The 21,348-nt window shown below is 52.6% G+C and carries 23 protein-coding genes, 5 tRNA genes and 1 pseudogene; 20 read left to right on the top strand and 9 right to left on the bottom strand.

From position 1 onward, the window contains the following. Positions 1 to 8: 8 nt before the first annotated feature. The 11 genes from cbiK to ldtA all read left to right on the top strand — a co-directional run bounded on the left by cbiK (position 9) and on the right by ldtA (position 8,959). Positions 9 to 803: a sirohydrochlorin cobaltochelatase gene (cbiK, locus tag KI228_RS13755; protein WP_043000251.1), complete on the top strand. Its 795-nt coding sequence runs from the start codon at positions 9 to 11 to the stop codon at positions 801 to 803. Beyond that, positions 800 to 1,513, top strand: a complete 714-nt coding sequence (locus KI228_RS13750) for a cobalt-factor II C(20)-methyltransferase (RefSeq protein ID WP_061069957.1) — start codon at positions 800 to 802, stop codon at positions 1,511 to 1,513. The genes cbiK and KI228_RS13750 overlap by 4 nt, the downstream gene beginning before the upstream one ends. After that, positions 1,510 to 2,247 carry a cobalt ECF transporter S component CbiM gene (cbiM, locus tag KI228_RS13745; protein ID WP_104010305.1) on the top strand — a complete coding sequence of 246 codons (738 nt, stop codon included), beginning with the start codon at positions 1,510 to 1,512 and terminating at the stop codon, positions 2,245 to 2,247. The genes KI228_RS13750 and cbiM overlap by 4 nt, the downstream gene beginning before the upstream one ends. Position 2,248: 1 nt before the next feature. After that, positions 2,249 to 2,530 (top strand): energy-coupling factor ABC transporter substrate-binding protein, encoded by a 282-nt coding sequence (locus KI228_RS13740; protein WP_043000254.1) that lies wholly within the window; start codon positions 2,249 to 2,251, stop codon positions 2,528 to 2,530. After that, complete coding sequence (locus tag KI228_RS13735) at positions 2,517 to 3,194, top strand: energy-coupling factor ABC transporter transmembrane protein (protein ID WP_141227699.1); 678 nt, start codon at positions 2,517 to 2,519, stop codon at positions 3,192 to 3,194. The genes KI228_RS13740 and KI228_RS13735 overlap by 14 nt, the downstream gene beginning before the upstream one ends. An 8-nt stretch (positions 3,195 to 3,202) precedes the next feature. Next, positions 3,203 to 4,018, top strand: coding sequence for an energy-coupling factor ABC transporter ATP-binding protein (locus KI228_RS13730; protein WP_061069959.1), 816 nt, complete (start codon positions 3,203 to 3,205; stop codon positions 4,016 to 4,018). Beyond that, positions 4,015 to 5,535 (top strand): cobyric acid synthase, encoded by a 1,521-nt coding sequence (locus KI228_RS13725; RefSeq protein ID WP_061069960.1) that lies wholly within the window; start codon positions 4,015 to 4,017, stop codon positions 5,533 to 5,535. Before KI228_RS13730 ends, KI228_RS13725 begins: the two co-directional genes overlap by 4 nt. Continuing rightward, positions 5,532 to 6,077 (top strand): bifunctional adenosylcobinamide kinase/adenosylcobinamide-phosphate guanylyltransferase, encoded by a 546-nt coding sequence (cobU, locus tag KI228_RS13720; protein WP_043000258.1) that lies wholly within the window; start codon positions 5,532 to 5,534, stop codon positions 6,075 to 6,077. Before KI228_RS13725 ends, cobU begins: the two co-directional genes overlap by 4 nt. Continuing rightward, positions 6,074 to 6,817 carry an adenosylcobinamide-GDP ribazoletransferase gene (cobS, locus tag KI228_RS13715; RefSeq protein ID WP_043000259.1) on the top strand — a complete coding sequence of 248 codons (744 nt, stop codon included), beginning with the start codon at positions 6,074 to 6,076 and terminating at the stop codon, positions 6,815 to 6,817. Before cobU ends, cobS begins: the two co-directional genes overlap by 4 nt. A 25-nt stretch (positions 6,818 to 6,842) precedes the next feature. Continuing rightward, positions 6,843 to 7,907 carry a nicotinate-nucleotide--dimethylbenzimidazole phosphoribosyltransferase gene (cobT, locus tag KI228_RS13710; protein ID WP_061069961.1) on the top strand — a complete coding sequence of 355 codons (1,065 nt, stop codon included), beginning with the start codon at positions 6,843 to 6,845 and terminating at the stop codon, positions 7,905 to 7,907. Positions 7,908 to 8,026: 119 nt separating this feature from the next. Beyond that, complete coding sequence (gene ldtA / locus KI228_RS13705; protein ID WP_090049505.1) at positions 8,027 to 8,959, top strand: L,D-transpeptidase; 933 nt, start codon at positions 8,027 to 8,029, stop codon at positions 8,957 to 8,959. A gap of 60 nt (positions 8,960 to 9,019) precedes the next feature. On the opposite strand, the gene KI228_RS13700 is transcribed toward ldtA, so the two are convergent. Further along, a tRNA-Asn gene (locus tag KI228_RS13700) sits at positions 9,020 to 9,095 on the bottom strand. A 6-nt stretch (positions 9,096 to 9,101) separates the two neighbouring features. Here KI228_RS13700 and KI228_RS24620 point away from each other — a divergent pair. From KI228_RS24620 to KI228_RS13690, 3 genes are all read left to right on the top strand, one after another. Continuing rightward, positions 9,102 to 9,254, top strand: coding sequence for a DUF5951 family protein (locus KI228_RS24620; RefSeq protein WP_220132970.1), 153 nt, complete (start codon positions 9,102 to 9,104; stop codon positions 9,252 to 9,254). 1 nt (position 9,255) lies between these two features. Beyond that, positions 9,256 to 10,743, top strand: a complete 1,488-nt coding sequence (locus KI228_RS13695; protein ID WP_043000264.1) for an EmmdR/YeeO family multidrug/toxin efflux MATE transporter — start codon at positions 9,256 to 9,258, stop codon at positions 10,741 to 10,743. A gap of 99 nt (positions 10,744 to 10,842) precedes the next feature. After that, positions 10,843 to 10,918 (top strand) — tRNA-Asn (locus KI228_RS13690). Between the two features lie 55 nt (positions 10,919 to 10,973). Here the strand turns inward: KI228_RS13690 and KI228_RS13685 are convergent. From KI228_RS13685 to KI228_RS13675, 3 genes are all read right to left on the bottom strand, one after another. After that, positions 10,974 to 12,428 carry an AMP nucleosidase gene (locus KI228_RS13685; protein ID WP_043000265.1) on the bottom strand — a complete coding sequence of 485 codons (1,455 nt, stop codon included), beginning with the start codon at positions 12,426 to 12,428 and terminating at the stop codon, positions 10,974 to 10,976. A 115-nt stretch (positions 12,429 to 12,543) separates the two neighbouring features. After that, complete coding sequence (gene shiA / locus KI228_RS13680; RefSeq protein ID WP_044257580.1) at positions 12,544 to 13,860, bottom strand: shikimate transporter; 1,317 nt, start codon at positions 13,858 to 13,860, stop codon at positions 12,544 to 12,546. 208 nt (positions 13,861 to 14,068) lie between these two features. Next, positions 14,069 to 14,144 (bottom strand) — tRNA-Asn (locus tag KI228_RS13675). A 327-nt stretch (positions 14,145 to 14,471) separates the two neighbouring features. Here KI228_RS13675 and nac point away from each other — a divergent pair. Beyond that, positions 14,472 to 15,389, top strand: a complete 918-nt coding sequence (gene nac, locus KI228_RS13670; RefSeq protein ID WP_061069981.1) for a nitrogen assimilation transcriptional regulator NAC — start codon at positions 14,472 to 14,474, stop codon at positions 15,387 to 15,389. A 101-nt stretch (positions 15,390 to 15,490) separates the two neighbouring features. After that, on the top strand, positions 15,491 to 16,441 hold the full coding sequence (cbl, locus tag KI228_RS13665) for an HTH-type transcriptional regulator Cbl (RefSeq protein WP_043001894.1): 951 nt from the start codon (positions 15,491 to 15,493) through the stop codon (positions 16,439 to 16,441). A gap of 36 nt (positions 16,442 to 16,477) precedes the next feature. Here the strand turns inward: cbl and KI228_RS13660 are convergent. Further along, positions 16,478 to 16,553, bottom strand: a tRNA-Asn gene (locus KI228_RS13660). A 100-nt stretch (positions 16,554 to 16,653) separates the two neighbouring features. Next, the gene (gene mtfA / locus KI228_RS13655; RefSeq protein ID WP_043000268.1) at positions 16,654 to 17,451 is read right to left on the bottom strand and encodes a DgsA anti-repressor MtfA; all 798 of its coding nucleotides are present in this window, start codon (positions 17,449 to 17,451) and stop codon (positions 16,654 to 16,656) included. A gap of 93 nt (positions 17,452 to 17,544) precedes the next feature. Between mtfA and KI228_RS13650 the strand changes: the two genes are divergently transcribed. The 4 genes from KI228_RS13650 to KI228_RS13635 all read left to right on the top strand — a co-directional run bounded on the left by KI228_RS13650 (position 17,545) and on the right by KI228_RS13635 (position 19,721). Further along, a tRNA-Ser gene (locus KI228_RS13650) sits at positions 17,545 to 17,634 on the top strand. Between the two features lie 164 nt (positions 17,635 to 17,798). Next, complete coding sequence (locus KI228_RS13645; RefSeq protein WP_141227588.1) at positions 17,799 to 18,911, top strand: ATP-binding protein; 1,113 nt, start codon at positions 17,799 to 17,801, stop codon at positions 18,909 to 18,911. Beyond that, entirely contained in the window at positions 18,908 to 19,261 is a 354-nt protein-coding gene (locus tag KI228_RS13640; protein WP_224267588.1) for an STAS-like domain-containing protein, read from the top strand. The genes KI228_RS13645 and KI228_RS13640 overlap by 4 nt, the downstream gene beginning before the upstream one ends. 1 nt (position 19,262) lies before the next feature. After that, complete coding sequence (locus KI228_RS13635) at positions 19,263 to 19,721, top strand: hypothetical protein (protein WP_141227586.1); 459 nt, start codon at positions 19,263 to 19,265, stop codon at positions 19,719 to 19,721. 4 nt (positions 19,722 to 19,725) lie between these two features. On the opposite strand, the gene KI228_RS13630 is transcribed toward KI228_RS13635, so the two are convergent. From KI228_RS13630 to KI228_RS13620, 3 genes and pseudogenes are all read right to left on the bottom strand, one after another. After that, positions 19,726 to 20,721 (bottom strand): tyrosine-type recombinase/integrase, encoded by a 996-nt coding sequence (locus KI228_RS13630; RefSeq protein ID WP_141227585.1) that lies wholly within the window; start codon positions 20,719 to 20,721, stop codon positions 19,726 to 19,728. Positions 20,722 to 20,725: 4 nt separating this feature from the next. Next, a complete protein-coding gene (locus KI228_RS13625) occupies positions 20,726 to 20,947 on the bottom strand; it encodes a DUF4224 domain-containing protein (RefSeq protein ID WP_141227584.1) in 222 nt (73 codons plus the stop codon). A gap of 42 nt (positions 20,948 to 20,989) precedes the next feature. After that, positions 20,990 to 21,348, bottom strand: a pseudogene (locus tag KI228_RS13620) (3'-5' exonuclease).

The following is a 21,348-nucleotide window of genomic DNA, read 5'->3' as shown; positions in this document are numbered from 1 at the left end:
ATCAGAAAATGAAAAAAGCGCTTCTGGTGGTTAGCTTTGGCACCAGCTATCACGATACCTGCGAGAAGAACATTGTGGCCTGCGAGCGCGATCTGGCCGCCAGCTGTCCTGACCGCACCCTGTTCCGTGCCTTTACCTCTGGAATGATTATTCGCAAGCTCAAACAGCGTGATGGTATTGAGATAGATACCCCGCTGCAGGCGCTGCAAAAGCTTGCTGATCAGGGATATCAGGATGTGGCGATTCAGTCGCTGCACATCATTAACGGCGACGAATATGAAAAAATTGTCCGTGAAGTGCAGACTCTGCGTCCGCTGTTTGCCCGCCTGACGCTGGGCGTGCCGCTGTTGAGCAGCCATGACGATTACGCGCAGTTAATGCTCGCCCTGAAACAGCAGATGCCTGTCCCCGCCGCCAATGAGAAAGTGGTATTCATGGGCCACGGCGCCAGCCATCACGCGTTTGCCGCTTATGCCTGCCTCGACCACATGATGATGGCGCAGGGTTTCCCGGCGCGCGTCGGCGCGGTGGAGAGCTATCCGGAAGTCGATATTCTGATTGAGAGCCTGAGCAAAGAGGGGGTCAAAGCCGTCCATCTGATGCCGCTGATGCTGGTGGCAGGGGATCACGCCATCAATGATATGGCTTCGGACGACGATGATTCGTGGAAAACGCTGTTTACGGCGGCGGGGATCACGGCAACGCCGTGGCTGAGCGGTCTTGGCGAAAATCCGGCGGTGCGGGCGATGTTCGTCGCGCATTTGCAACAAGCGCTGAGCGTGGCGATGGAGGAAGCGGCATGAGCGGCAAACTGTACGCCCTGAGCACCGGCCCGGGAGCAGCCGATCTGATCACCGTTCGCGCCTCACGTATTCTGGGTTCACTGGATATTCTCTATGCCCCGGCGGGACGTAAGGGTGGCGACAGCCTCGCGCTTTCCATCGTGCGGGAGTACATCGGTGCGAACACAGAAATTCGTTGCTGCCATTTCCCCATGAGCGCAGACAGCGCGGAAAAAGAGGCGGTCTGGGATGAAGTGACCGCAGCGTTGGTTAAGGAAGTGGAGGCAGGCAAACAGGTGGGATTTATCACCCTGGGTGACGCCATGTTGTTCAGCACCTGGGTCTTTTTACTACAGCGCATCGGGTGTGCTGACTGGCTGGAGATCGTGCCTGGTGTGACGTCGTTTGCCGCCATTGCCGCCCGATCCAAAACGCCGCTGGCGATGGAACAGCAGTCGCTGGCGGTGATCTCCTGTACCGCACCGGAAGCGGAGATCGCCCAGGCGCTACGTCAACACGACAGTCTGGTACTGATGAAGGTCTATGGTCGCTTTGCGCGGATTAAAGCGCTGCTGGATCAGGCCGGATTACTGGATTGTGCACTGATGATGTCCGAGGCCACGCTCCCTGGAGAGCAGTGCTGGCGGCATCTCAACGAGGTCAGCGACGATCAGCCGTTGCCTTATTTCTCGACCATCCTGGTCAACAAACAGTGGGAGTATGCAGAATGAAACTCGAACAACAGCTGAAACAGCTGTCATTCAGTGGTCTGGCTGCGGCGCTATTGCTGATGATTGTGCCGGAGCAGGCGTTCGCCATGCACATCATGGAGGGATTTTTACCGCCGATGTGGGCGCTGGCCTGGTGGTTGCTGTTTTTACCGTGCCTGTGGTACGGACTGGTGCGCCTGCGACATATCGTGATGGATGACAGCCATCAGAAAGTGCTACTGGCGCTGTGCGGGGCGTTTATTTTTGTGCTGTCGGCACTGAAGATCCCGTCGGTTACCGGTAGCTGCTCACATCCGACAGGCGTCGGGCTGGCGGTGATCCTGTTTGGTCCGGGCGTGGTGGCGGTTCTCGGCGCTATCGTACTGCTGTTCCAGGCGCTGCTGCTGGCGCACGGTGGCTTGACCACCCTGGGCGCTAACGGCATGTCGATGGCGGTGATTGGCCCGGTTGTCGGCTATATGGTGTGGAAGATGGCCAGTCGCGCCGGGGTCCGTCGTGATGTTGGCGTCTTCCTCTGCGCCATGCTGGCGGATCTGGTGACTTACTTTGTGACATCTGTACAGCTTGGCGTGGCCTTCCCGGATCCCGAAGCGGGCGCGCCAGGATCTGTCGTCAAGTTTATGGGGATTTTCTGCCTGACGCAGATCCCGATTGCTATCGCCGAAGGCTTGCTGACCGTGATGATCTACGACCAGCTGACGAAACGGCAACTGATAACCGCGCAAGGACATTAACATGAAAAAGACGCTGATATTGTTAGCCATGGTGATTGCTTTGGTCGTGTTGCCGTTCTTTATCAATCACGGTGGTGAATACGGTGGCTCGGACGGTGAAGCGGAAAGCCAGATTCAGGTGGTTGCTCCGCATTATGAGCCGTGGTTCCAGCCGCTGTATGAACCGGCGAGCGGAGAAATTGAAAGCCTGTTGTTTACGTTGCAAGGCTCGCTTGGCGCGGCGGTGATTTTCTATATTCTGGGCTACACCAAAGGCAGACAACGCCGTGATGACCGGGCTTGATCGACTGAGCTATCAGAGCCGCTGGTTTCATGTCGCACCAGAGCGTAAGTTCCTGTTCTGGCTGCTGCTGATGACTCTGGCGTTTACCCTGCCAGCCTGGGGACAGGGTATCGAGCTGGCGCTGATTGCCGGGCTGACCTGCTGGCTGCTGCGCATCTCCCTGCGCCGTTGGTGTCGCTGGATGGCGCTGCCGTTTGGTTTTCTGGTGGTGGGGGTGGTGACGATTCTGTTCAGCGTCAGCCGCGACCCACAAACGCTGTTGGTCAGTTTTCAGCTTGGCAGTTACTGGCTGGGGGTCACGGCGTCTGGGCTGCACACCGCGAACGAGACGTTCTGGCGGAGTCTGGCCGCGCTGGCCGCCACGTTCTGGCTGGTGCTTAACCTGCCATTTCCGCAGCTGATTTTACTGCTCAAACGGGCGCGGATACCGCGTCTGCTGACGGAACAGATCCTGCTGACCTGGCGCTTTATTTTTATTCTGTTAGATGAAGCGATGGCGATTCATCGCGCGCAGACGCTGCGTTTTGGCTATCGTAGTCTGCCGATTGGCTATCGCTCGCTGGCGATGCTGGTGGGCGTTTTGTTTACCCGGGTGCTGAATCGCTATCAGCAAATGGCGGCGACGTTAGATATCAAATTGTATCAGGGCGATTTTCACCTGTAAGGAAAAGCATGCTTGCCACCACCGAACTCTGGTTTCGTTATCAGGATGCGCATGTACTTAAAGGGCTGACGCTGGATTTTTCACAGCATGCCGTCACCGGACTGGTGGGAGCCAACGGCTGTGGGAAATCCACCCTATTTATGAATCTGAGCGGATTACTGCGACCGCAACAGGGCGCGGTATTGTGGCAGGGAAAACCGCTGGACTACAGTAAGCGTGGCCTGCTGGCGCTGCGTCAGCAGGTCGCGACGGTGTTTCAGGATCCCGATCAGCAAATTTTCTACACCGATATCGACAGCGATATCGCCTTCAGCCTGCGCAATCTTGGCGTGGAGGAGGGAGAAATTGCCCGACGAGTCGACGAAGCGTTGACGCTGGTAGATGCGCAACATTTTCGCCAGCAGCCGATTCAGTGCTTAAGCCACGGACAAAAGAAGCGGGTGGCCATCGCCGGTGCGCTGGTGCTACGGGCAAAATACCTGTTACTGGATGAACCCACGGCGGGGCTTGATCCTTCAGGACGTAGCCAGATGATCGACATCATCAAACGGATTGTGGCGCAGGGAAATCACGTGGTGATCTCCAGCCATGATATTGATCTGATTTATGAAGTCAGCAATGCCGTCTACGTTTTACGTCATGGCGAAGTGCTGGCGCACGGTGAGCCGGGTGAGGTTTTTGCCCGTACAGAACTGATTGAAGAGGCCGGGTTAACGCAACCCTGGCTGGTGAAACTGCACGCAGAGCTAGGTATGCCGCTGTGCAAAACCGAAGATGAATTTTTCCGTTGTATGCGACAACGCGCAATCAAGGAGGCGTCATGACGCAGGCCATTATGTTGCAGGGAACGGCGTCTGACGTCGGCAAGAGTGTTCTGGTGGCGGGACTGTGCCGCATTTTTTATCAGGATGGTCGGCGGACCGCACCGTTTAAGTCGCAGAATATGGCGCTCAACTCCGGCATCACGCCGGAGGGGAAAGAGATGGGCCGCGCGCAGATTTTCCAGGCCGAAGCGGCGGGCATTGTGCCAGATGTCCGCATGAATCCGGTGCTGTTGAAACCGACCAGCGATCGCAAGGCGCAGGTGGTGCTGATGGGACAGGTGGCGACCGATATGGATGCGGTCAGCTATCACGAATACAAGCCGCGTCTGCGCGAGCAGATCCTTTCCGTTTACACCAGTCTGGCGCAGGAGTTTGATGTACTGGTGCTGGAAGGGGCGGGTAGTCCGGCGGAGATCAACCTGCGTGACCGCGACATCGTCAATATGGGGATGGCCGAGATGGCGCAATGCCCGGTGATCCTGGTCGCCGATATCGATCGCGGCGGGGTGTTTGCCTCAATCTACGGTACGCTGGCGCTGCTGCATGAACACGAGCGTGCGCGGGTGAAAGGGGTGATCATCAATAAGTTTCGTGGTGATGTGGCGTTGCTTAATCCCGGTATTGAGCAGATTGAAAGCCTGACCGGCGTTCCCGTGCTGGGCGTGATGCCGTGGCTGGATGTCGATCTCGAAGATGAAGATGGCGTGGCGCTGCAAAAAGGGAAATACCTGCGCACGGAAAAACGCGACATCAACATTGCCGTGGTGCAGATCCCGCATATCTCCAATTTCACCGATTTTAACGCGCTGGCCGCGCAGCCCGATGTGCGCGTGCGCTATGTGCGTCATCCGCAAGAACTGGCGGACGTTGACCTGGTGATCCTGCCGGGCAGTAAAAATACGCTCGGCGATCTGGTGTGGCTACGTGAAAGCGGCATGGCCCACGCGGTATTGCAGGCGCACCAACAAAACATCCCCATTGGCGGGATCTGTGGTGGCTACCAGATGTTGGGCGAAACCATTATCGATGAGGTCGAGTCAGGGCTGGGAACGCTACCGGGTCTGGGGCTGCTCGATACGGTAACGCATTTTGCCCAGCGGAAAACCACGACCCAGGTAACGGCGACGATGTCGTCGACATTGCCGGACTGGTTGTCTGCCGCGTCCGGGTTGCCAGTGCGCGGTTATGAAATTCACATGGGCGAAACGACGCTGAACGGCGATTGCCAGTCGGTGATGCAACTGCAGAAGCACGGCGAAAACGTCGCGGATGGTGCCGTCACTGCCGACGGACGAGCGTTTGGGACTTATCTGCATGGCTTGTTCGACAGTGATGATTTTACGCGAGCGCTGGTCAATGGCCTGCGCGTGCGTAAGGGGCTGACTCCCCTGGATCCCACCTTCCAATACGCGCAATATAAATCGCAGCAGTTTGATCTGCTGGCGGATGCGATGCGGCAACACATCGATATTGAGAAAATTTATACCATCATGCAGCAACATCGGGAGTCAGTATGATGATTCTGGTCACTGGCGGCGCACGCAGCGGTAAGAGTCGTCATGCCGAAGCCCTGATCGCTGATTTCCCGCAGGTGCTGTACATCGCGACATCGCAGATTTTTGATGACGAAATGGCAGCGCGCATTCAGCATCATCGTGATGGACGTCCAGCGCACTGGCGTACCGCCGAGCGCTGGCAGCATCTTGATGCGCTGATCACTGCGGATAACGCGCCGGATGAAGCCATTCTACTGGAGTGCATCACCACGATGGTCACTAACCTGCTGTTTGCTTTGGGCGGCGACAGTGACCCCGATAGCTGGGATTACGCCGCGCTGGAAACGGCGATTGAGGCGGAGATCCAGACGCTGATCGCGGCCTGTCAGCGATGTCCGGCCAGGGTGGTGCTAGTGACCAACGAAGTCGGGATGGGGATCGTGCCGGAAAACCGTCTGGCGCGGCACTTTCGGGATATCGCCGGGCGTGTGAATCAGCGTCTGGCGGCAGCGGCGGATGAGGTCTGGCTGGTGGTATCTGGTATTGGAGTCAAAATTAAATGAGTAAGTTGTTCTGGGCAATGCTCTCTTTTATTACGCGTTTGCCCGTTCCGGGTCGCTGGTCGCAGGGACTGGAATTCGATCAGTATTCTCGCGGTATTGTGACTTTCCCGCTCATCGGTCTGCTACTCGGCGCGTTGAGTGGGCTGGTGTTTATGCTCTTTCAGTCCTGGTGCGGCGCACCACTGGCGGCGCTCTTTACCGTGTTAGCGCTGGCGCTGATGACCGGGGGCTTTCACCTCGACGGTCTGGCTGATACCTGCGATGGCGTTTTCTCCGCCCGCAGCCGCGAACGTATGCTGGAGATTATGCGCGACAGCCGACTGGGAACGCACGGCGGTCTGGCGCTCATTTTTGTCTTGCTGGCGAAAGTGCTGGTGATCAGTGAACTGTCGCTACGCGGCACTCCTGTGCTGGCCGCGCTGGCAGCCGCCTGTGCCGTTGGGCGTGGGACAGCCGTGTTGTTGATGTATCGCCACCGCTACGCCCGTGAAGAGGGATTAGGCAACGTGTTTATCGGTCATGTCACCGGGACGCAAACCTGTTTTACCCTTGGTCTGGCCGCGATTCTGGCGGCGGTTCTGTTGCCTGGAATGCAGGGGGTGGCGGCACTGGTCGTGACGATGGTGTCTGTCTTCCTGCTGGGACAACTGTTAAAACGGACGTTGGGTGGGCAAACCGGCGATACGCTGGGTGCGGCAATAGAACTTGGCGAGTTGATATTCCTGCTGGCTCTGCTGTGAGTCAGCCAACACAATGAGAACGCATATGCAAACGTTAACCTCTTTACTCCGCGAAATTCCGCCGCCAGACCGTGGCGCGATGACACGCGCGCAACAGCATATTGATGGCCTGCTTAAACCGCCCGGTAGCCTGGGTCGGCTGGAGGCGCTGGCGGTACAGCTGGCCGGTATGCCAGGTCTACACGGTGTACCGCGTGTCGGTGAAAAAGCGATACTGGTGATGTGCGCCGATCACGGTGTCTGGGATGAAGGGGTTGCCGTTTCGCCTAAAGTGGTGACCGCCATTCAGGCGGCAAATATGACGCGCGGCACGACGGGCGTTTGTGTGCTTGCCGCTCATGCCGGTGCAAAGGTTCATGTGATCGACGTGGGGATTGATGCTGAACTCATCCCCGGCGTAGTGAACATGCGCGTCGCACGTGGGTGTGGAAACATCGCCACTGGCCCTGCGATGAGCCGTACGCAGGCGGAAGAGCTACTGCTGGAAGTCATTCGCTACACACGCGAACAGGCGCAGCGCGGCGTGACGCTGTTTGGCGTTGGCGAGTTGGGGATGGCGAATACCACGCCTGCTGCGGCGATTGTTAGCGTCCTGACAGGCAGTGAGGCTGAAGCGGTGGTGGGAATTGGCGCTAACCTGCCGCTTTCCCGTGTAGGCAATAAAGTGGAGGTGGTTCGCCGGGCGATTGCCGTCAACCAGCCCAATCCGCATGATGGGGTGGATGTGCTGGCGAAAGTCGGTGGATTTGACCTGGTGGGCATGGCGGGAGTTATCATGGGCGCCGCGTCCTGCGGTTTACCGGTGTTGCTGGATGGCTTCCTGTCCTATTCCGCTGCGCTGGCCGCCTGTCAGATTGCGCCGGAGATCAAACCGTATCTGATCCCATCACATTTCTCCGCCGAAAAGGGCGCACGGATTGCGCTGGAGCACCTGGAGCTCGAACCTTATCTCAACATGGGAATGCGCCTGGGGGAGGGGAGCGGTGCTGCACTGGCGATGCCGATTGTGGAAGCGGCCTGCGCGATGTACAGCAACATGGGAGAACTGGCGGCCAGCAATATCGTGCTGCCGGATGGCAAAGAAGCGTAATAAAGTGACCTTGCCTGGCCGGTAAACCGCGCAGTTTGCTGGTCAGCGTGAGAGAAGAGGTTAATCGCCTTTAAAAACGCTATAATTTGCCCACATCTGCCGCGACTGAGGAAAGGGAAATGTTGCCTCGTGTAAAATTGTTTTGTTCATTATTTATGCTGCTTGCAAGCCAGAGCGCGCTGGCTGTCAGCTATCCACTGCCACCTGAAGGAAGTCGTCTGGTTGGAAATCCGCTGACGATTACCGTTCCCGACAAGAATACGCAACCGCTTGAAGCATTTGCCGCTCAGTATGGGCAGGGGCTGAGTAATATGCTGGAAGCGAATCCGGATGTGGATGTGTTCCTTCCGAAGTCGGGTTCAACGCTGATTGTGCCGCAGCAAATCATTCTGCCTGCTACCGTTCGTCAGGGCATTGTTGTGAACGTGGCAGAGATGCGTCTTTACTACTATCCAAACGGCAGCAACACGGTTGAGATTTTCCCGATTGGTATTGGCCAGGCAGGACGAGAAACGCCGCGTAACTGGGTGACGAGAGTCGAGCGTAAGCAAGAGGCGCCGAGCTGGACGCCGACGGCGAATACCCGCCGTGAATACGCAAGCAGAGGAGAAAGCCTGCCCGCCTTCGTTCCTGCGGGGCCGGATAACCCGATGGGGCTGTACGCCATCTATATCGGCAAGCTGTACGCTATTCATGGCACCAACGCAAATTTCGGCATTGGTCTGCGCGTGAGCCAGGGCTGCATTCGTTTACGCAATGATGATATCGAACATCTTTTCCAGAACGTGCCCGTCGGCACCCGCGTGCAGATTATCGATCAGCCGGTGAAAACCACGACGGAACCTGACGGTAGCCGCTGGATAGAAGTGCATGAACCACTGTCCCGCAACCGCGCGGAATATGAATCTGACAGAAAAGTCCCGCTGCCGATCACACCTGTGATGCGTAGCTTTATGAGCGCTGAGGGTGTGGATACGAACCGTGTCAGCGAAGCGCTCGAACGCCGTTCGGGGATGCCCGTCAACATCAGCCACGGACAAACTCGCATTTAATGACGCCGGGATGGTGTTCTGAAAAGCAAAAAGCCCGCTAAAAAGCGGGCTTCTTAAATCTGGCTCCTCTGACTGGACTCGAACCAGTGACATACGGATTAACAGTCCGCCGTTCTACCGACTGAACTACAGAGGAATCGTTGTGGAGGCTTATCTTAGCGGCGAAAAATCTTTTGTCAAACCCCATTTCAGACATGCACGGTTAATTGGCGCTTCTCTCAACAATTTGTTGCAATTGCGGAGATTTAATCGGCAAAAAACTTTGCAGCTTTTCCGTTTCTCCCTCATCATTTGAAATGAGGTTTCAACTTTCTTCTCTAAGGTCCATTTTGAACGTCTCCGCAGCCCTACGTCAGGCCGTCACCCGCACGCCCTGGTATGCCAAACGCAAGAGCTATAAGGTACTTTTCTGGCGCGAAATTACCCCACTTGCTGTGCCTATTTTTCTGGAGAATACCTGCGTTTTGCTGATGGGCGTACTCAGTACGTTTCTGGTCAGTTGGTTGGGTAAAGAAGCGATGGCGGGCGTCGGTCTCGCTGACAGCTTCAACATGGTAATTATGGCTTTTTTTGCCGCTATCGATCTGGGGACGACGGTGGTGGTGGCCTTTAGCCTCGGTAAACGTGACCGCCGACGCGCCCGTGCTGCGGCCCGGCAATCTCTGGTGATTATGACGCTGTTTGCCGTGATCCTGGCGGCGGTGATTCATTACTTTGGCGCGCAGATTATCAATGTAGTGGCAGGCGAAGCGACAGCGGAAGTGAAGGCGCTGGCGCTGACTTACCTGGAATTAACGGTTCTTAGTTATCCTGCCGCCGCGATTGCTCTGATTGGTAGCGGCGCGTTGCGCGGCGCGGGCAATACGAAAATTCCGCTGCTGATAAATGGTGGGATGAATATCCTTAATATCATTATCAGTAGCATCCTGATTTACGGAGTTTTTTCCTGGCAAGGGCTCGGCTTTGTCGGCGCAGGACTGGGCCTGACTATTTCGCGCTATATTGGCGCGGTTGCCATTATCTGGGTGCTGATGATTGGCTTTAACCCGGCGCTGCGCATTCCGCTGAAAAGTTATTTTAAACCGCTGAACTTCGCCATTATCTGGGAAGTGATGGGGATTGGTATCCCGGCCAGCATTGAATCGGTACTGTTCAACGGCGGCAAGTTATTAACGCAGATGTTTGTCGCCGGGATGGGCACCAGCGTCATTGCCGGTAATTTCATCGCATTCTCCATTGCCGCGCTAATTAACCTGCCAGGAAACGCGCTGGGGTCGGCATCCACCATTATTACCGGAAGACGTCTTGGAAACGGACAGATTGCCCAGGCAGAGATTCAATTACGCCACGTGTTCTGGCTTTCCACGATTGGCCTGACCGCCATCGCCTGGCTGAGCGCGCCGTTTGCCGGGCTGATGGCATCGTTTTACACCCGCGATCAGGAGGTAAAAGACGTGGTTGTCATCCTGATTTGGCTCAACGCGGCGTTTATGCCGATCTGGGCTGCATCCTGGGTTTTACCTTCAGGGTTTAAAGGCGCGCGCGATGCACGTTTTGCCATGTGGGTATCGATGCTGGGAATGTGGGGCTGTCGAGTGGTTGCTGGTTATACGCTGGGGATTGTACTTGGCTGGGGTGTTGTCGGGGTCTGGATGGGAATGTTCTTCGACTGGGCGGTACGTGCAGCGCTGTTTTACTGGCGTATGGTTAGCGGACGTTGGCTATGGAAATACCCGCGCCCGGTACATCAAAAGCTGACAAAATCCCCCGTTGCGTCTGAATAAACAACGAAATGAGGAATATTTCGACAAACGATCGCGATGGTGCATTCAGGCTTTGACAACGGCAGTGGGCGTCGCTAATATGCGCCCCGTTCACACGATTCCTCTGTAGTTCAGTCGGTAGAACGGCGGACTGTTAATCCGTATGTCACTGGTTCGAGTCCAGTCAGAGGAGCCAAATTTTGAAGAGCCCGCTTTTTAGCGGGCTTTTTGCTTTCTGCCTCTGGTTCTTCTTAACGGAATGGTGGCTCGTTGAAGGTGCGCAGTTTGCGGGAGTGCAGACGGTCGCCTTCAGCACGCAGCAGGTCAATGGCGCGAATACCAATCTGCAGGTGTTCGGAAATGGCCCCCTCGTAGAAACGGTTTGCCTGACCGGGCAGTTTGATCTCACCGTGCAGCGGTTTATCCGAAACGCACAACAAGGTGCCATAGGGCACTCGGAAACGGTAACCTTGTGCGGCGATGGTGGCGCTTTCCATATCAATTGCCACGGCGCGACTCAGGTTAAAACGTAGCGCAGAGGCGGAGTAACGCAATTCCCAGTTGCGATCGGAGGTGGTCACCACCGTTCCGGTACGCAGACGCTGTTTGACTTCTTCACCGGGCATGCCGCTGACCATCTTCGTTGCGTCATACAGGGCGCGCTGTACCTCTGCAATGCTAGGAATCGGGATATCCGGCGGCAGTACCGCATCCAGCACCTGATCATCTCGCAGATAGGCATGGGCAAGCACATAATCGCCAATCGCCTGGCTTTCACGCAGGCCGCCGCAGTGACCAATCATCAACCAGACATCAGGGCGCAGAACCGCCAGATGGTCGCAAATTGTTTTGGCGTTAGACGGGCCTACGCCAATATTTACCAGCGTGATCCCCTGACCGTCGGCAGTGATCAGATGCCAGGCGGGCATCTGGTGTTTCTTCCAGGCCAGATCGGAAATGGCTTCTTCGGGCGCTTCCGTTTCAGCGGTGATCCAGATGCCTCCGGCGCAGGAAAGCGCAATATATGGGCTGTCCGGATCGAGAATTTGACTGCATCCCCAGCGCACAAACTCATCCACATAGCGGGTGTAGTTGGTGAACAACACGAACGGCTGAAAATGTTCCACCGGCGTGCCGGTATAGTGACGTAACCGGGCGAGTGAGAAATCGACCCGTCGTGCGTCAAAGTGCGACAGGGGAGAATACTCTACGGGATGATAGATGCCATCTGCGGTTTCATCACCAATTTGCGCCAGTTCGGTGGTTGGGAAATGGCGGGTTAGCCCAGCGCTCATTGAGCGGTCAAGTGTGAGCTCAGAACCGTCAATCACGTACGGATAGGGGATCTCATGCTGTGATGGCTCGACGGTGATCTGCGCGTCGTAATCCTGATACAACAGCGTGAGCTGTTCTTCCAGATAGGGGCGGAACAGTCCCGGACGAGTGATGGTCGTGGTATAGCAACCTGCATGAGTAAAACGCCCATAAGCACGGGTTTTCGGGGGATTGGTGGCATTGCCATCCCAGGTAACAGAAAGCGATGGATAAACAAAAAGACCTTTACTCCGGGCGGTGAGATCGGGAAGTTCCCCCGTTTCAATGTACTTGCCAATGGCACTGCGTAGCGCCTGAACCGACTGCTCGTAGAGTGCATCAAGTTTTTCCAGCGCTTGTGCAGGCGTCAGGCTGGAGCCCTTACTCTTCATCTGTGTCTCCTTGTTCTACAGGTGTACTGCTCACCCGATAGTATGTCACCGGAATGTGAAACAAAAGTCAGAGTTTTAGAGAAGAGGCGAGAGCCGAATGGCCCTCGCAGAGAACTCAGGCGTGTTGCTTATCTTTCATCAGCAATGCGGTGGCGGCCGAAATCAGGCAGCCTGCCAGCAGGTATATAGCCACGCTGTGCCAGTCGCCACCGGAGAAGGTAACCAGCGCCGCGGCGATGAAGGGGGTGAATCCGCCGCCCACCACGCTGGCAACCTGATAACCCACGCCAGCCCCACTGTAGCGATATCCTGCACCGAACATGCCGGTGAACATCGGTTGCTGCACACAGACCACCATGTCATGAGCAATGTTAGCAAGCATGATCGAGAAGAACACAATCCAGAAAATCGACTGTGATTCGAGAGCCATAAAGAACGGAAATGCGCTTAGCGTGCCAATCAACGCACCGGTAATATAGACGCGCCGACGGCCAAAGCGGTCTGCCAGCCAGGCAAAGCAGGGGATGGTCAGGCAGCTTAACCCTCCGACCAACAGGCCGATATTCAGAAAGAGCTCACGCGGCAGGCCGAGGTTTTGCGTCGAGTAATTCAGGGCGAATGCGGTAACGATGTACATAGTCAGCAGTTCGCACAGACGGAGTGCAATAATCTTTAAAAAGGCACCCGGATGGCGTACGAGCGCTTCCATCACCGGCAGGCGCTTTTTCTCTTCAGGCGCCTGCTGTTTCTGCTGTTCAAATTCTGCTGACTCTTCCATCCCGTTTCGCACCCATAACGCACCAAGCACCAGGACGATGCTGAACAGGAACGGAATACGCCAGCCCCAGCTCAGGAACTGCTCGTCGGTCGTCAGATAACTGATCAATGACACAAGACCTGTGGAAAGCAGCAGACCGACGCCGTAGCCCACTTGTACACCGCTGCTATAGAACGCTTTTTTGTTTTCTGGCGCGCTTTCTACGGAGAGTAATGCGGCACCGCCCCATTCACCGCCGACCGCAAATCCCTGAATCGCGCGCAGCAGTACTAACAGTACCGGCGCCCACCAACCAATAGCGGCGAATGAAGGAAGAATGCCAATCAATGCTGTGGCAATACCCATCATCCAGACGGTGAGCATCAGCATCCGCTTACGGCCTAAGCGATCGCCGAAGTGGCCGAAGATCACGCCGCCCAGCGGACGGAACAGGAAACCGACACCAAAGGTGGCAAATGCGGCAAGCGTACCCATTGCCGGGCTGACCTGCGGGAAAAACTCACGGTTAAAGACCAGTGCGGCGGTAATGCCATAAAGCAGAAAATCGTACCAGTCGACGACGGCACCGGCAAAGCTGCCCAGCGCGGCACGTCTGGCGCGATTAAGCGATGGGGTTTCCTCTACGGAGGGGGTGGAGATGAGGGTGGAATCCATAGTAATCCTGTTTGTACTGATTTTATTATTAGTATGGGAATAAGAGTCACACACATTGCGGCCAACCTATAAGTGGTTGTTATGAGACTACCGCGACAGACAGGAAGAGAAAACGATTTTTAATCCACAAAGGGCAGAACAGGAAAATGAAGCGGATATGGCGTCCGAAAAAGCAAAAAGCCCGCTAAAAAGCGGGCTCTTCAAAATTTGGCTCCTCTGACTGGACTCGAACCAGTGACATACGGATTAACAGTCCGCCGTTCTACCGACTGAACTACAGAGGAATCGTGTGAACGAGGCGCATATTAGCGACGACGATTGGGGTTGTCAAAGGGGGAAATGCGATTGTGCGTCTGTTTGCTGACAAAACCAGCAAAGCGGTGAACTTTCGGTCTCCGGTGGGCTTTGCCCCATTCTGGTGCGTGTCTACCCCGGATGGGGCAGATCGGAAACCGCTGACGAGAATCGATATTACCGATAACAATCATAAATGCTTATTTTACGGCGATTTAACACCAATTCCTCCTCTTATCCGAAACTGGCAAGCATCTTGCAATTCTCTCCTGACATCACTGCCAGCATGGGTTCTGGCATTCCGGACAGGAGGCAAAATGAACTTCAGACGATTGAAATATTTCGTGAAAATTGTCGATATTGGTAGCCTGACACAGGCCGCTGAAGTATTGCATATCGCACAGCCCGCGCTGAGTCAGCAGGTTGCCACTCTGGAAGGCGAGCTCAATCAGCAATTGCTCATTCGCACCAAACGGGGGGTGACGCCGACTGAAGCGGGAAAAATTCTCTACACCCATGCGCGAACGATCCTTCGTCAGTGTGAACAGGCGCAGTTAGCTGTCTGTAATGTTGGGCAAACCTTAACGGGACAGGTGTCGATCGGTCTTGCACCGGGCACTGCTGCGTCGTCGGTCACCATGCCGCTGCTACAGGCGGTGCGCGCAGAACTGCCCGAGGTACTGGTGTATCTGCATGAAAACAGTGGTGCCGTACTGAACGATAAATTATTGAGTGGTCACCTGGATATGGCGGTGCTCTACGAGCGTTCTCCGCAGGCAGGCATTACCAGCCAACCTCTGCTCAAAGAAGACCTCTTCCTTGTTGGTACCCGCGATTGCCCTGGGCAGAGCGTAGACCTTACCGCTGTTGCACAGATGAATCTTTTTCTCCCTCGTGACTACAGCGCAGTCCGGTTGCGGGTTGATGAAGCCTTCTCACTGCGCCGTTTAACGGCGAAAGTCATCGGCGAGATTGAGTCGATAGCCACGCTGACTGCCGCGATTGCCAGCGGCATGGGCGTGACGGTGCTACCGGAATCCGCCGCGCGTTCTCTGTGTGGTGCGGCAAATGGCTGGATGGCACGCATTACTTCGCCGTCGATGAGCCTGTCGCTGTCGCTGAATATGTCAGCAAGAGGGAGTTTGTCACCGCAGGCACAGGCGGTGAAAGAGATCCTGATGTCGCTGGTGAGCAGTCCGGCACTGGATAACCGCGAGTTGCAGTTGGTCAGTTAAACGTTATTCCATGACGGAATAAGATGCAGGTTTTTATTATTTGTTATGCCGGACATCTGACTTTAACAATAGCGGCATGTCTGATGTATCCGGAGCAACAAGTGAATTTCCAGCAGCTAAAAATTATCCGTGAGGCAGCCCGTCAGGATTACAACCTGACGGAAGTCGCCAATATGCTCTTTACCTCACAGTCAGGGGTGAGTCGGCATATTCGCGAGTTAGAAGATGAGCTTGGGATCGAGATATTTATCCGTCGGGGCAAGCGTCTGCTTGGCATGACCGAGCCAGGTAAGGCGTTATTGGTTATCGCCGAGCGCATTTTAAATGAAGCCAGTAACGTACGCCGACTGGCGGATTTGTTCACTAATGACACCTCGGGCGTGTTAACTATCGCCACGACGCATACGCAAGCGCGATACAGTCTGCCGGGGGTGATCAAAGCCTTCCGCGAATTATTCCCGGAAGTTCGTCTGGAATTAATTCAGGGAACGCCGCAGGAAATAGAGACGTTATTACAAAATGGCGGGGCGGATATTGGTATTGCCAGTGAACGGCTGAGCAACGATCCTCTTTTGGTTGCTTTCCCCTGGTTTCGCTGGCATCACAGCCTGTTAGTGCCGAATAATCATCCATTGACCCTGGTTTCGCCGCTTACGCTGGAGTCGATTGCCCACTGGCCGCTGATCACTTATCGGCAAGGGATCACCGGGCGTTCCCGCATTGATGAAGCTTTTGCACGTAAAGGTCTGCTGCCGGATATTGTTCTCAGCGCGCAGGATTCCGATGTGATTAAAACCTATGTCGCGTTAGGACTTGGGATTGGTCTGGTGGCGGAACAGTCCAGCGGTGAACAGGAAGAGGGGGCGCTGACGCGACTGGATACCCGGCATCTGTTTGACGCCAATACTGTCTGGCTAGGACTGAAGCGCGGGCAACTCCAGCGCAACTACGTCTGGCGATTTATCGAACTGTGTAATGCGGGATTGTCCGTGGAGGATATCAAGCGGCAGGTGATGGAGCCTGATGACGTGGCGATTGATTATCAGATATAAAGCAAAAAGCCCGCTAAAAAGCGGGCTTTTTAAATTTGGCTCCTCTGACTGGACTCGAACCAGTGACATACGGATTAACAGTCCGCCGTTCTACCGACTGAACTACAGAGGAATCGTGTGAACGAGGCGCATAATACTGACCTCGCTACGGCGTGTCAACAGTAAAATTAGCACGCTTTTTCAAGTGGTTAATTAATCCCCAAAATGGAGGATCAGTGAACCTGCGCAGGGTCAAATGGGTCATCGTCTTCGTTATCACGAAGGCGTTGCAGAGGGTCCTGCTGATAGAACTGGCAGAAACGTTGCCACAGCGCGGGGAACCGTGGCGCAAAGAGTTCCGGGGCGCTGAAGAAATATTCTGACAGGACCGCAAAACATTCCGCCGGATCGCTCGCCGCATAGGCATCAATGCTCGATGCCGTTTCACCCACCAGATCAATTTCATCCTGAATATTGTTCATTGCGGCGTGCAGGTCATGCTCCCAACTGGCGACTTCCCGCAGAGGAATCAGCGGGATGCCGCTGGCGCGATCGCCATTGCGCATGTCCAGCTTATGGGCAACTTCATGAATAATCAGGTTAAACCCGGAGGCGTCGAAGGAGTCCTGAATATCCAGCCAGTTCAGGATGATTGGTCCTTGCTGCCAGCTTTGTCCGGACTGAACAACGCGCTGGTTGTGGACCAGACCAATATCATCTTCCCATTCGTCATCGACGACAAAGGGCGCAGGGTAGATCAGCACTTCATGGAAGCCATCCAGCCATTCGATACCCAGTTCCAGAACCGGCAGACAGAAAAGCAGGGCGATGCGCGCGCTTTTCAGCGAGTCGAGTTCGAAACCCTGAAGGGCGACCAGCCTTTTTTGTTGCAGGAATCGCTCTGCCAGCGCAATGAGTCTGGCTTGTTCTTGCGCGGTCAGGGTCACAAGCAGGGGAATTGCAAGGGCTTCCTCCCACTGAGCAGACTCATTTTGTGCGGTGTCTTGTGCTTTCCAGGGCCACTTAATCATCGATTTGCTCGCAAACTCGTCACTTGAACAAAATTGAAGGGACAGGGTCTGTTAAAATGCCAAATTACCTGGCATGATGGCAACCATCAAAACGGAGAGATGCCGGAGCGGCTGAACGGACCGGTCTCGAAAACCGGAGTAGGGGCAACTCTACCGGGGGTTCAAATCCCCCTCTCTCCGCCACAATTCAATCACTTAACCAATGCCTTTTCAGTGACCAAAGTCTCGTTGAGAAAATGTGAGAAAATCAATTGAGAAAATAGTTACCAATTTCAACCCTTTTAGTATCATAGAAGCATTGTAGGCCATTGGTTGTTTTTTGTTCAAATCATAGAATGGATGTTTATATGAATCGTATTATAAAGCGAAAGAACAAAAGAGCTATGATGTTTCAGTTTAAACTGAAATTGAAAAATACTTTATTAAGTGGTGATGTGTATTCGATACATAAAAACTCCTTAACGTTGGCCAAGAAAAAGAAAATAAATTGTAAGAGTAAATTGTTTATAAAGACAATTGCTTATAAAAGAAAATCAATACCTGCCCCTCAATATATTGATTTTTATTATGAACATAACTATACCAAAACTGTTTCTTTTTTCAATAAAATTAGAAAGGAATCGCAAAGAAATAAAATATCAATAAACTTTGATGAAACCACTATCATTACGGCAAGTGCGATGATTTGTTTTTTATCTGAGGTCGATTTGATTCTGAAGACTTCACCTTTCAAATCAAAGGCAATTACTTTCAAACACCCTAAAAACGAAAAAACTGAAAGTATACTAAAACAAGTTGGCTTTTATGATCTTGTTGGAAAAGAATCTCGTAAAACTAAAGTTTTTGATGATGTTTCATATTGGAATTACGCATCTGGTGCAAAATCAGAACTTCAAAAAACCCAGAGCGCAATGATTGAGATTGAAAACAAAATAGGGCGTGCCGCCAAGCGGAAGTTATATAAAGGATTTAGTGAGGCAATGGCAAACTCTGTCGAACATGCTTACTACGATGCTGATGATGAAATTGCAACAAAGTGGTGGGCATTCGCTGGAGTACATAAAGATAAATTAATCGTGGTTATTTGTGATAAAGGAATTGGCATCCCGAGTTCTTTGCCTATTAAATGGGGGGCAGACTTAGTTAATAAAACACTTGGTTTACTTAATATTAAAACTAAAACTGACTCGGCTTTAATTAAAGCAGCAACCAGAATGGGTAAAACTAGAACTAATCAAAATAATAGAGGGAAAGGGCTGTCTGATGTTTTATCTATTATTAATCAGTTTAAAGTAGGTAATTTGTCTATATTTAGCAATAAAGGTTATTATAGATATTATGGAGAGAATGGCGTAGCTAAAGATAAATTAACCGAGCATAATTTAAGTATGTGTGGTACAATTGTTGAATGGTCAATACCGTTAGACATTGATAGTTTGGACAAAGAGGTGGTATTGTGAAACATTTAATAAAAGTAGCAGATAAATTTCCATTCCCAGGTGCGAGGTTTAGAGAATTAGGACCTCAATCAGGTGAGGAGTTTAAGCAATATTTGATTGCCCAAATCAATAAAATTTATGGTGATGATTTTATACAGAATAAGGACTCCGAGGTTGTTATTGATCTTGATGGTTCAGCTGGATATGGTTCTTCTTTTCTTGAAGAAGGGTTTGGTGGGTTAATCCGTGAAGGGGTGCCGGCCAAAATTGTAAATAAATTTACATTTATTTCAAATGAAGAACCTGAGCTTATTGATGAAATTAAGGATTATATAAATAAAGCTCTAATAGCAAAGAACGGAAAAAAGTAAAATGCAGGATATAAAAACTTTTCTAAATGGAACAACACCACAACAATGGCTGACTTGGATGTTGGTCATTCTGGGTTGGGTAGTTTCTGTATTTGCTGGATGGAGGTTCTTGCTCAGAAATGCTAGAAATTCTTGGATTGGCGATATAAAGAAAGCAATTTCAACCTTAGAGGATGATGCTATTGATTTTTGGATGGGCGAAAATAATAAGAATGAAATTCTGGAGCTTGGAAAATTAACTCGATCTATTAAAGATATAACTCAGCTTGCGAAAGAAATTGAAAAATATAAAGGCCAAAAATATAATAATGCCAACTTTATTTCTTTAAGAAGAGCAATTACTACTGAAGCTTATAATGACGACAAAACACTACAGCGTAAATTATCCGTGGGTGACTTTAGAATTAAAGAAATACAAGAAGAATGCGCCAATTTGAAAAATTACTATACACGAAAATAGCCCCTCAAAGAGGGGCTTTTTTATTTAATGTTGGAGTGATATTTATTTTCCTGTCATAGACAATTACTTGAGATTCTGTTTTATGGCCACTGAATTTCTGCTTATCTCTGGTGGAACCATCATAATCAGAAATTGCTTTTGCTTTCAGGTCATGAAAAGTACAGTCAATAGGCCTTCGAAGCTTATTGGCAGCTGCTGTCCTCGCTTTTCGCCATGCCTCGTTAAACCCCTTGTAAGAGTAACGCTCTCCATACATAGTTTTTATGACCGCACCATCCTCTCCCCATGCTCGACACCGATCCACTGCTGCTCGTAAACGTTCAGTCCATGCCTTTATTTGCTTAACACCAGTTTTGCCTTGCTGGATGAAAATCCCTTCTTCCATTATCTGGGACCAGTCCATCTTCAGTACATCGGATACCCTCGCTGCACACAAATAAGCTATTTCCATTGCGGCTTTAACCGGCTCACTGGCGTGTTCATAAATCGCCAGGTATTCTTCATCTGTGATGTAGCGATCACGCTGTGGTTTGGGGAACTTGTCCACACCAACACATGGATTACCAGGAACGAAGCCGCGTTGATAACCCCAGCGATAAACGCGAGACATCGAGCTATGTTCATGGTTGGCCTGGACACGGCTTTTCTTTCCTCTGGCATCCATGTAGCGTCTGACATGTTCTGGCTTAATGGCTTTAGCCTCTGCATCACCGAAAACAGCCAGCAGATATTTTTCATGTGCCAGATAGTCTTTCTGTGTTCGCGGGGCTAGATCTGCATAATCCGTGCTGTTGAGGAACTTCTTCCACAGTTGGGAGAAGGTAAGTATATTTTTCCTGCCTTCAACCACCTTCTCGAAAGCGATCCATACCTCTGATTTTGAGGCGCCGGCAGGTGCCAGTTTTTCTGTTGTTCCACCTGGTTTCCAGTAGTAACCAGAAGGGCGAAAGAAAACGCCCTTTGGCATCCACTCGTTACCGGGTGCGCGTTTGCGACCCATAATTTCACTCTATTGCGTTGAAGTTCATGCCCGGAGTGGGCAGGGACCCTGCTGGTAGATTTAACCTGAATGGATGATTTATATGATACCAGGTCGTTTTAACTGCACCGTCCCGGCGTTCAATAAAATAAATACCATTCTGGGTTAAGACTTCTTTTTGCCGAGCCTTCTGTGGTGATCCAGTAGCTTCAGCAAGTTCGTCATCAGTCAGGAAGCGATCGCTCATGAGTCGTTCTCCACTTAGCCCGGCTGCACCCGGGCTGTAACATCAAATATCAGTGCTGGTGGTCGGTATCAATTTCTGCCAGATAGCGGACACGTATTTAGCCTGATGGCGCGCATCGGCCAGGGCGTTATGCATATCGCCATCGAATGGCATATCTCGCTTTGGATCGAATCCTATCGTGCGACCGAGGGTTACGATTGTTCGAACGTCGTGATCATTCCAGAATTCCCACGGGCAGAGTTGACCGGCACGCTCAAATGCTCCACTTCGAGGCTGACTACCGCATAGAACTCGGGACCCAATTCACCGGATTGAGGATTAAAGAAAACAGCACCCATTGAAACGATCGGCGCATTTGGTTTTTTACCCATAGTTTCGAGGTCGATCATTAAGTTGTTCAT

The organism is Citrobacter amalonaticus (genome assembly GCF_018323885.1).
In the GTDB taxonomy this organism is placed as follows: domain Bacteria; phylum Pseudomonadota; class Gammaproteobacteria; order Enterobacterales; family Enterobacteriaceae; genus Citrobacter_A; species Citrobacter_A amalonaticus.
The sequence above is the reverse complement of the archived record's forward strand: the minus strand, read 5'-3'. Positions and strand labels throughout refer to the sequence as shown.

Bases quoted from the DNA above. Each gene is read 5' to 3' on its own strand.
- cobS (WP_043000259.1), top strand. From the start codon at position 6,074: ATGAGTAAGTTGTTCTGGGCAATGCTCTCTTTTATTACGCGTTTGCCC.
- KI228_RS13635 (WP_141227586.1), top strand. From the start codon at position 19,263: ATGCAGGATATAAAAACTTTTCTAAATGGAACAACACCACAACAATGG.
- KI228_RS13725 (WP_061069960.1), top strand. From the start codon at position 4,015: ATGACGCAGGCCATTATGTTGCAGGGAACGGCGTCTGACGTCGGCAAG.
- shiA (WP_044257580.1), bottom strand. From the start codon at position 13,860: ATGGATTCCACCCTCATCTCCACCCCCTCCGTAGAGGAAACCCCATCG.
- KI228_RS13750 (WP_061069957.1), top strand. From the start codon at position 800: ATGAGCGGCAAACTGTACGCCCTGAGCACCGGCCCGGGAGCAGCCGAT.
- KI228_RS13645 (WP_141227588.1), top strand. From the start codon at position 17,799: ATGAATCGTATTATAAAGCGAAAGAACAAAAGAGCTATGATGTTTCAG.
- cobU (WP_043000258.1), top strand. From the start codon at position 5,532: ATGATGATTCTGGTCACTGGCGGCGCACGCAGCGGTAAGAGTCGTCAT.
- KI228_RS13740 (WP_043000254.1), top strand. From the start codon at position 2,249: ATGAAAAAGACGCTGATATTGTTAGCCATGGTGATTGCTTTGGTCGTG.
- cobT (WP_061069961.1), top strand. From the start codon at position 6,843: ATGCAAACGTTAACCTCTTTACTCCGCGAAATTCCGCCGCCAGACCGT.
- cbiM (WP_104010305.1), top strand. From the start codon at position 1,510: ATGAAACTCGAACAACAGCTGAAACAGCTGTCATTCAGTGGTCTGGCT.
- cbiK (WP_043000251.1), top strand. From the start codon at position 9: ATGAAAAAAGCGCTTCTGGTGGTTAGCTTTGGCACCAGCTATCACGAT.
- ldtA (WP_090049505.1), top strand. From the start codon at position 8,027: ATGTTGCCTCGTGTAAAATTGTTTTGTTCATTATTTATGCTGCTTGCA.
- nac (WP_061069981.1), top strand. From the start codon at position 14,472: ATGAACTTCAGACGATTGAAATATTTCGTGAAAATTGTCGATATTGGT.
- KI228_RS13735 (WP_141227699.1), top strand. From the start codon at position 2,517: ATGACCGGGCTTGATCGACTGAGCTATCAGAGCCGCTGGTTTCATGTC.
- mtfA (WP_043000268.1), bottom strand. From the start codon at position 17,451: ATGATTAAGTGGCCCTGGAAAGCACAAGACACCGCACAAAATGAGTCT.
- KI228_RS13695 (WP_043000264.1), top strand. From the start codon at position 9,256: ATGAGGTTTCAACTTTCTTCTCTAAGGTCCATTTTGAACGTCTCCGCA.
- KI228_RS13730 (WP_061069959.1), top strand. From the start codon at position 3,203: ATGCTTGCCACCACCGAACTCTGGTTTCGTTATCAGGATGCGCATGTA.
- KI228_RS13685 (WP_043000265.1), bottom strand. From the start codon at position 12,428: ATGAAGAGTAAGGGCTCCAGCCTGACGCCTGCACAAGCGCTGGAAAAA.
- KI228_RS13630 (WP_141227585.1), bottom strand. From the start codon at position 20,721: ATGGGTCGCAAACGCGCACCCGGTAACGAGTGGATGCCAAAGGGCGTT.
- KI228_RS13625 (WP_141227584.1), bottom strand. From the start codon at position 20,947: ATGAGCGATCGCTTCCTGACTGATGACGAACTTGCTGAAGCTACTGGA.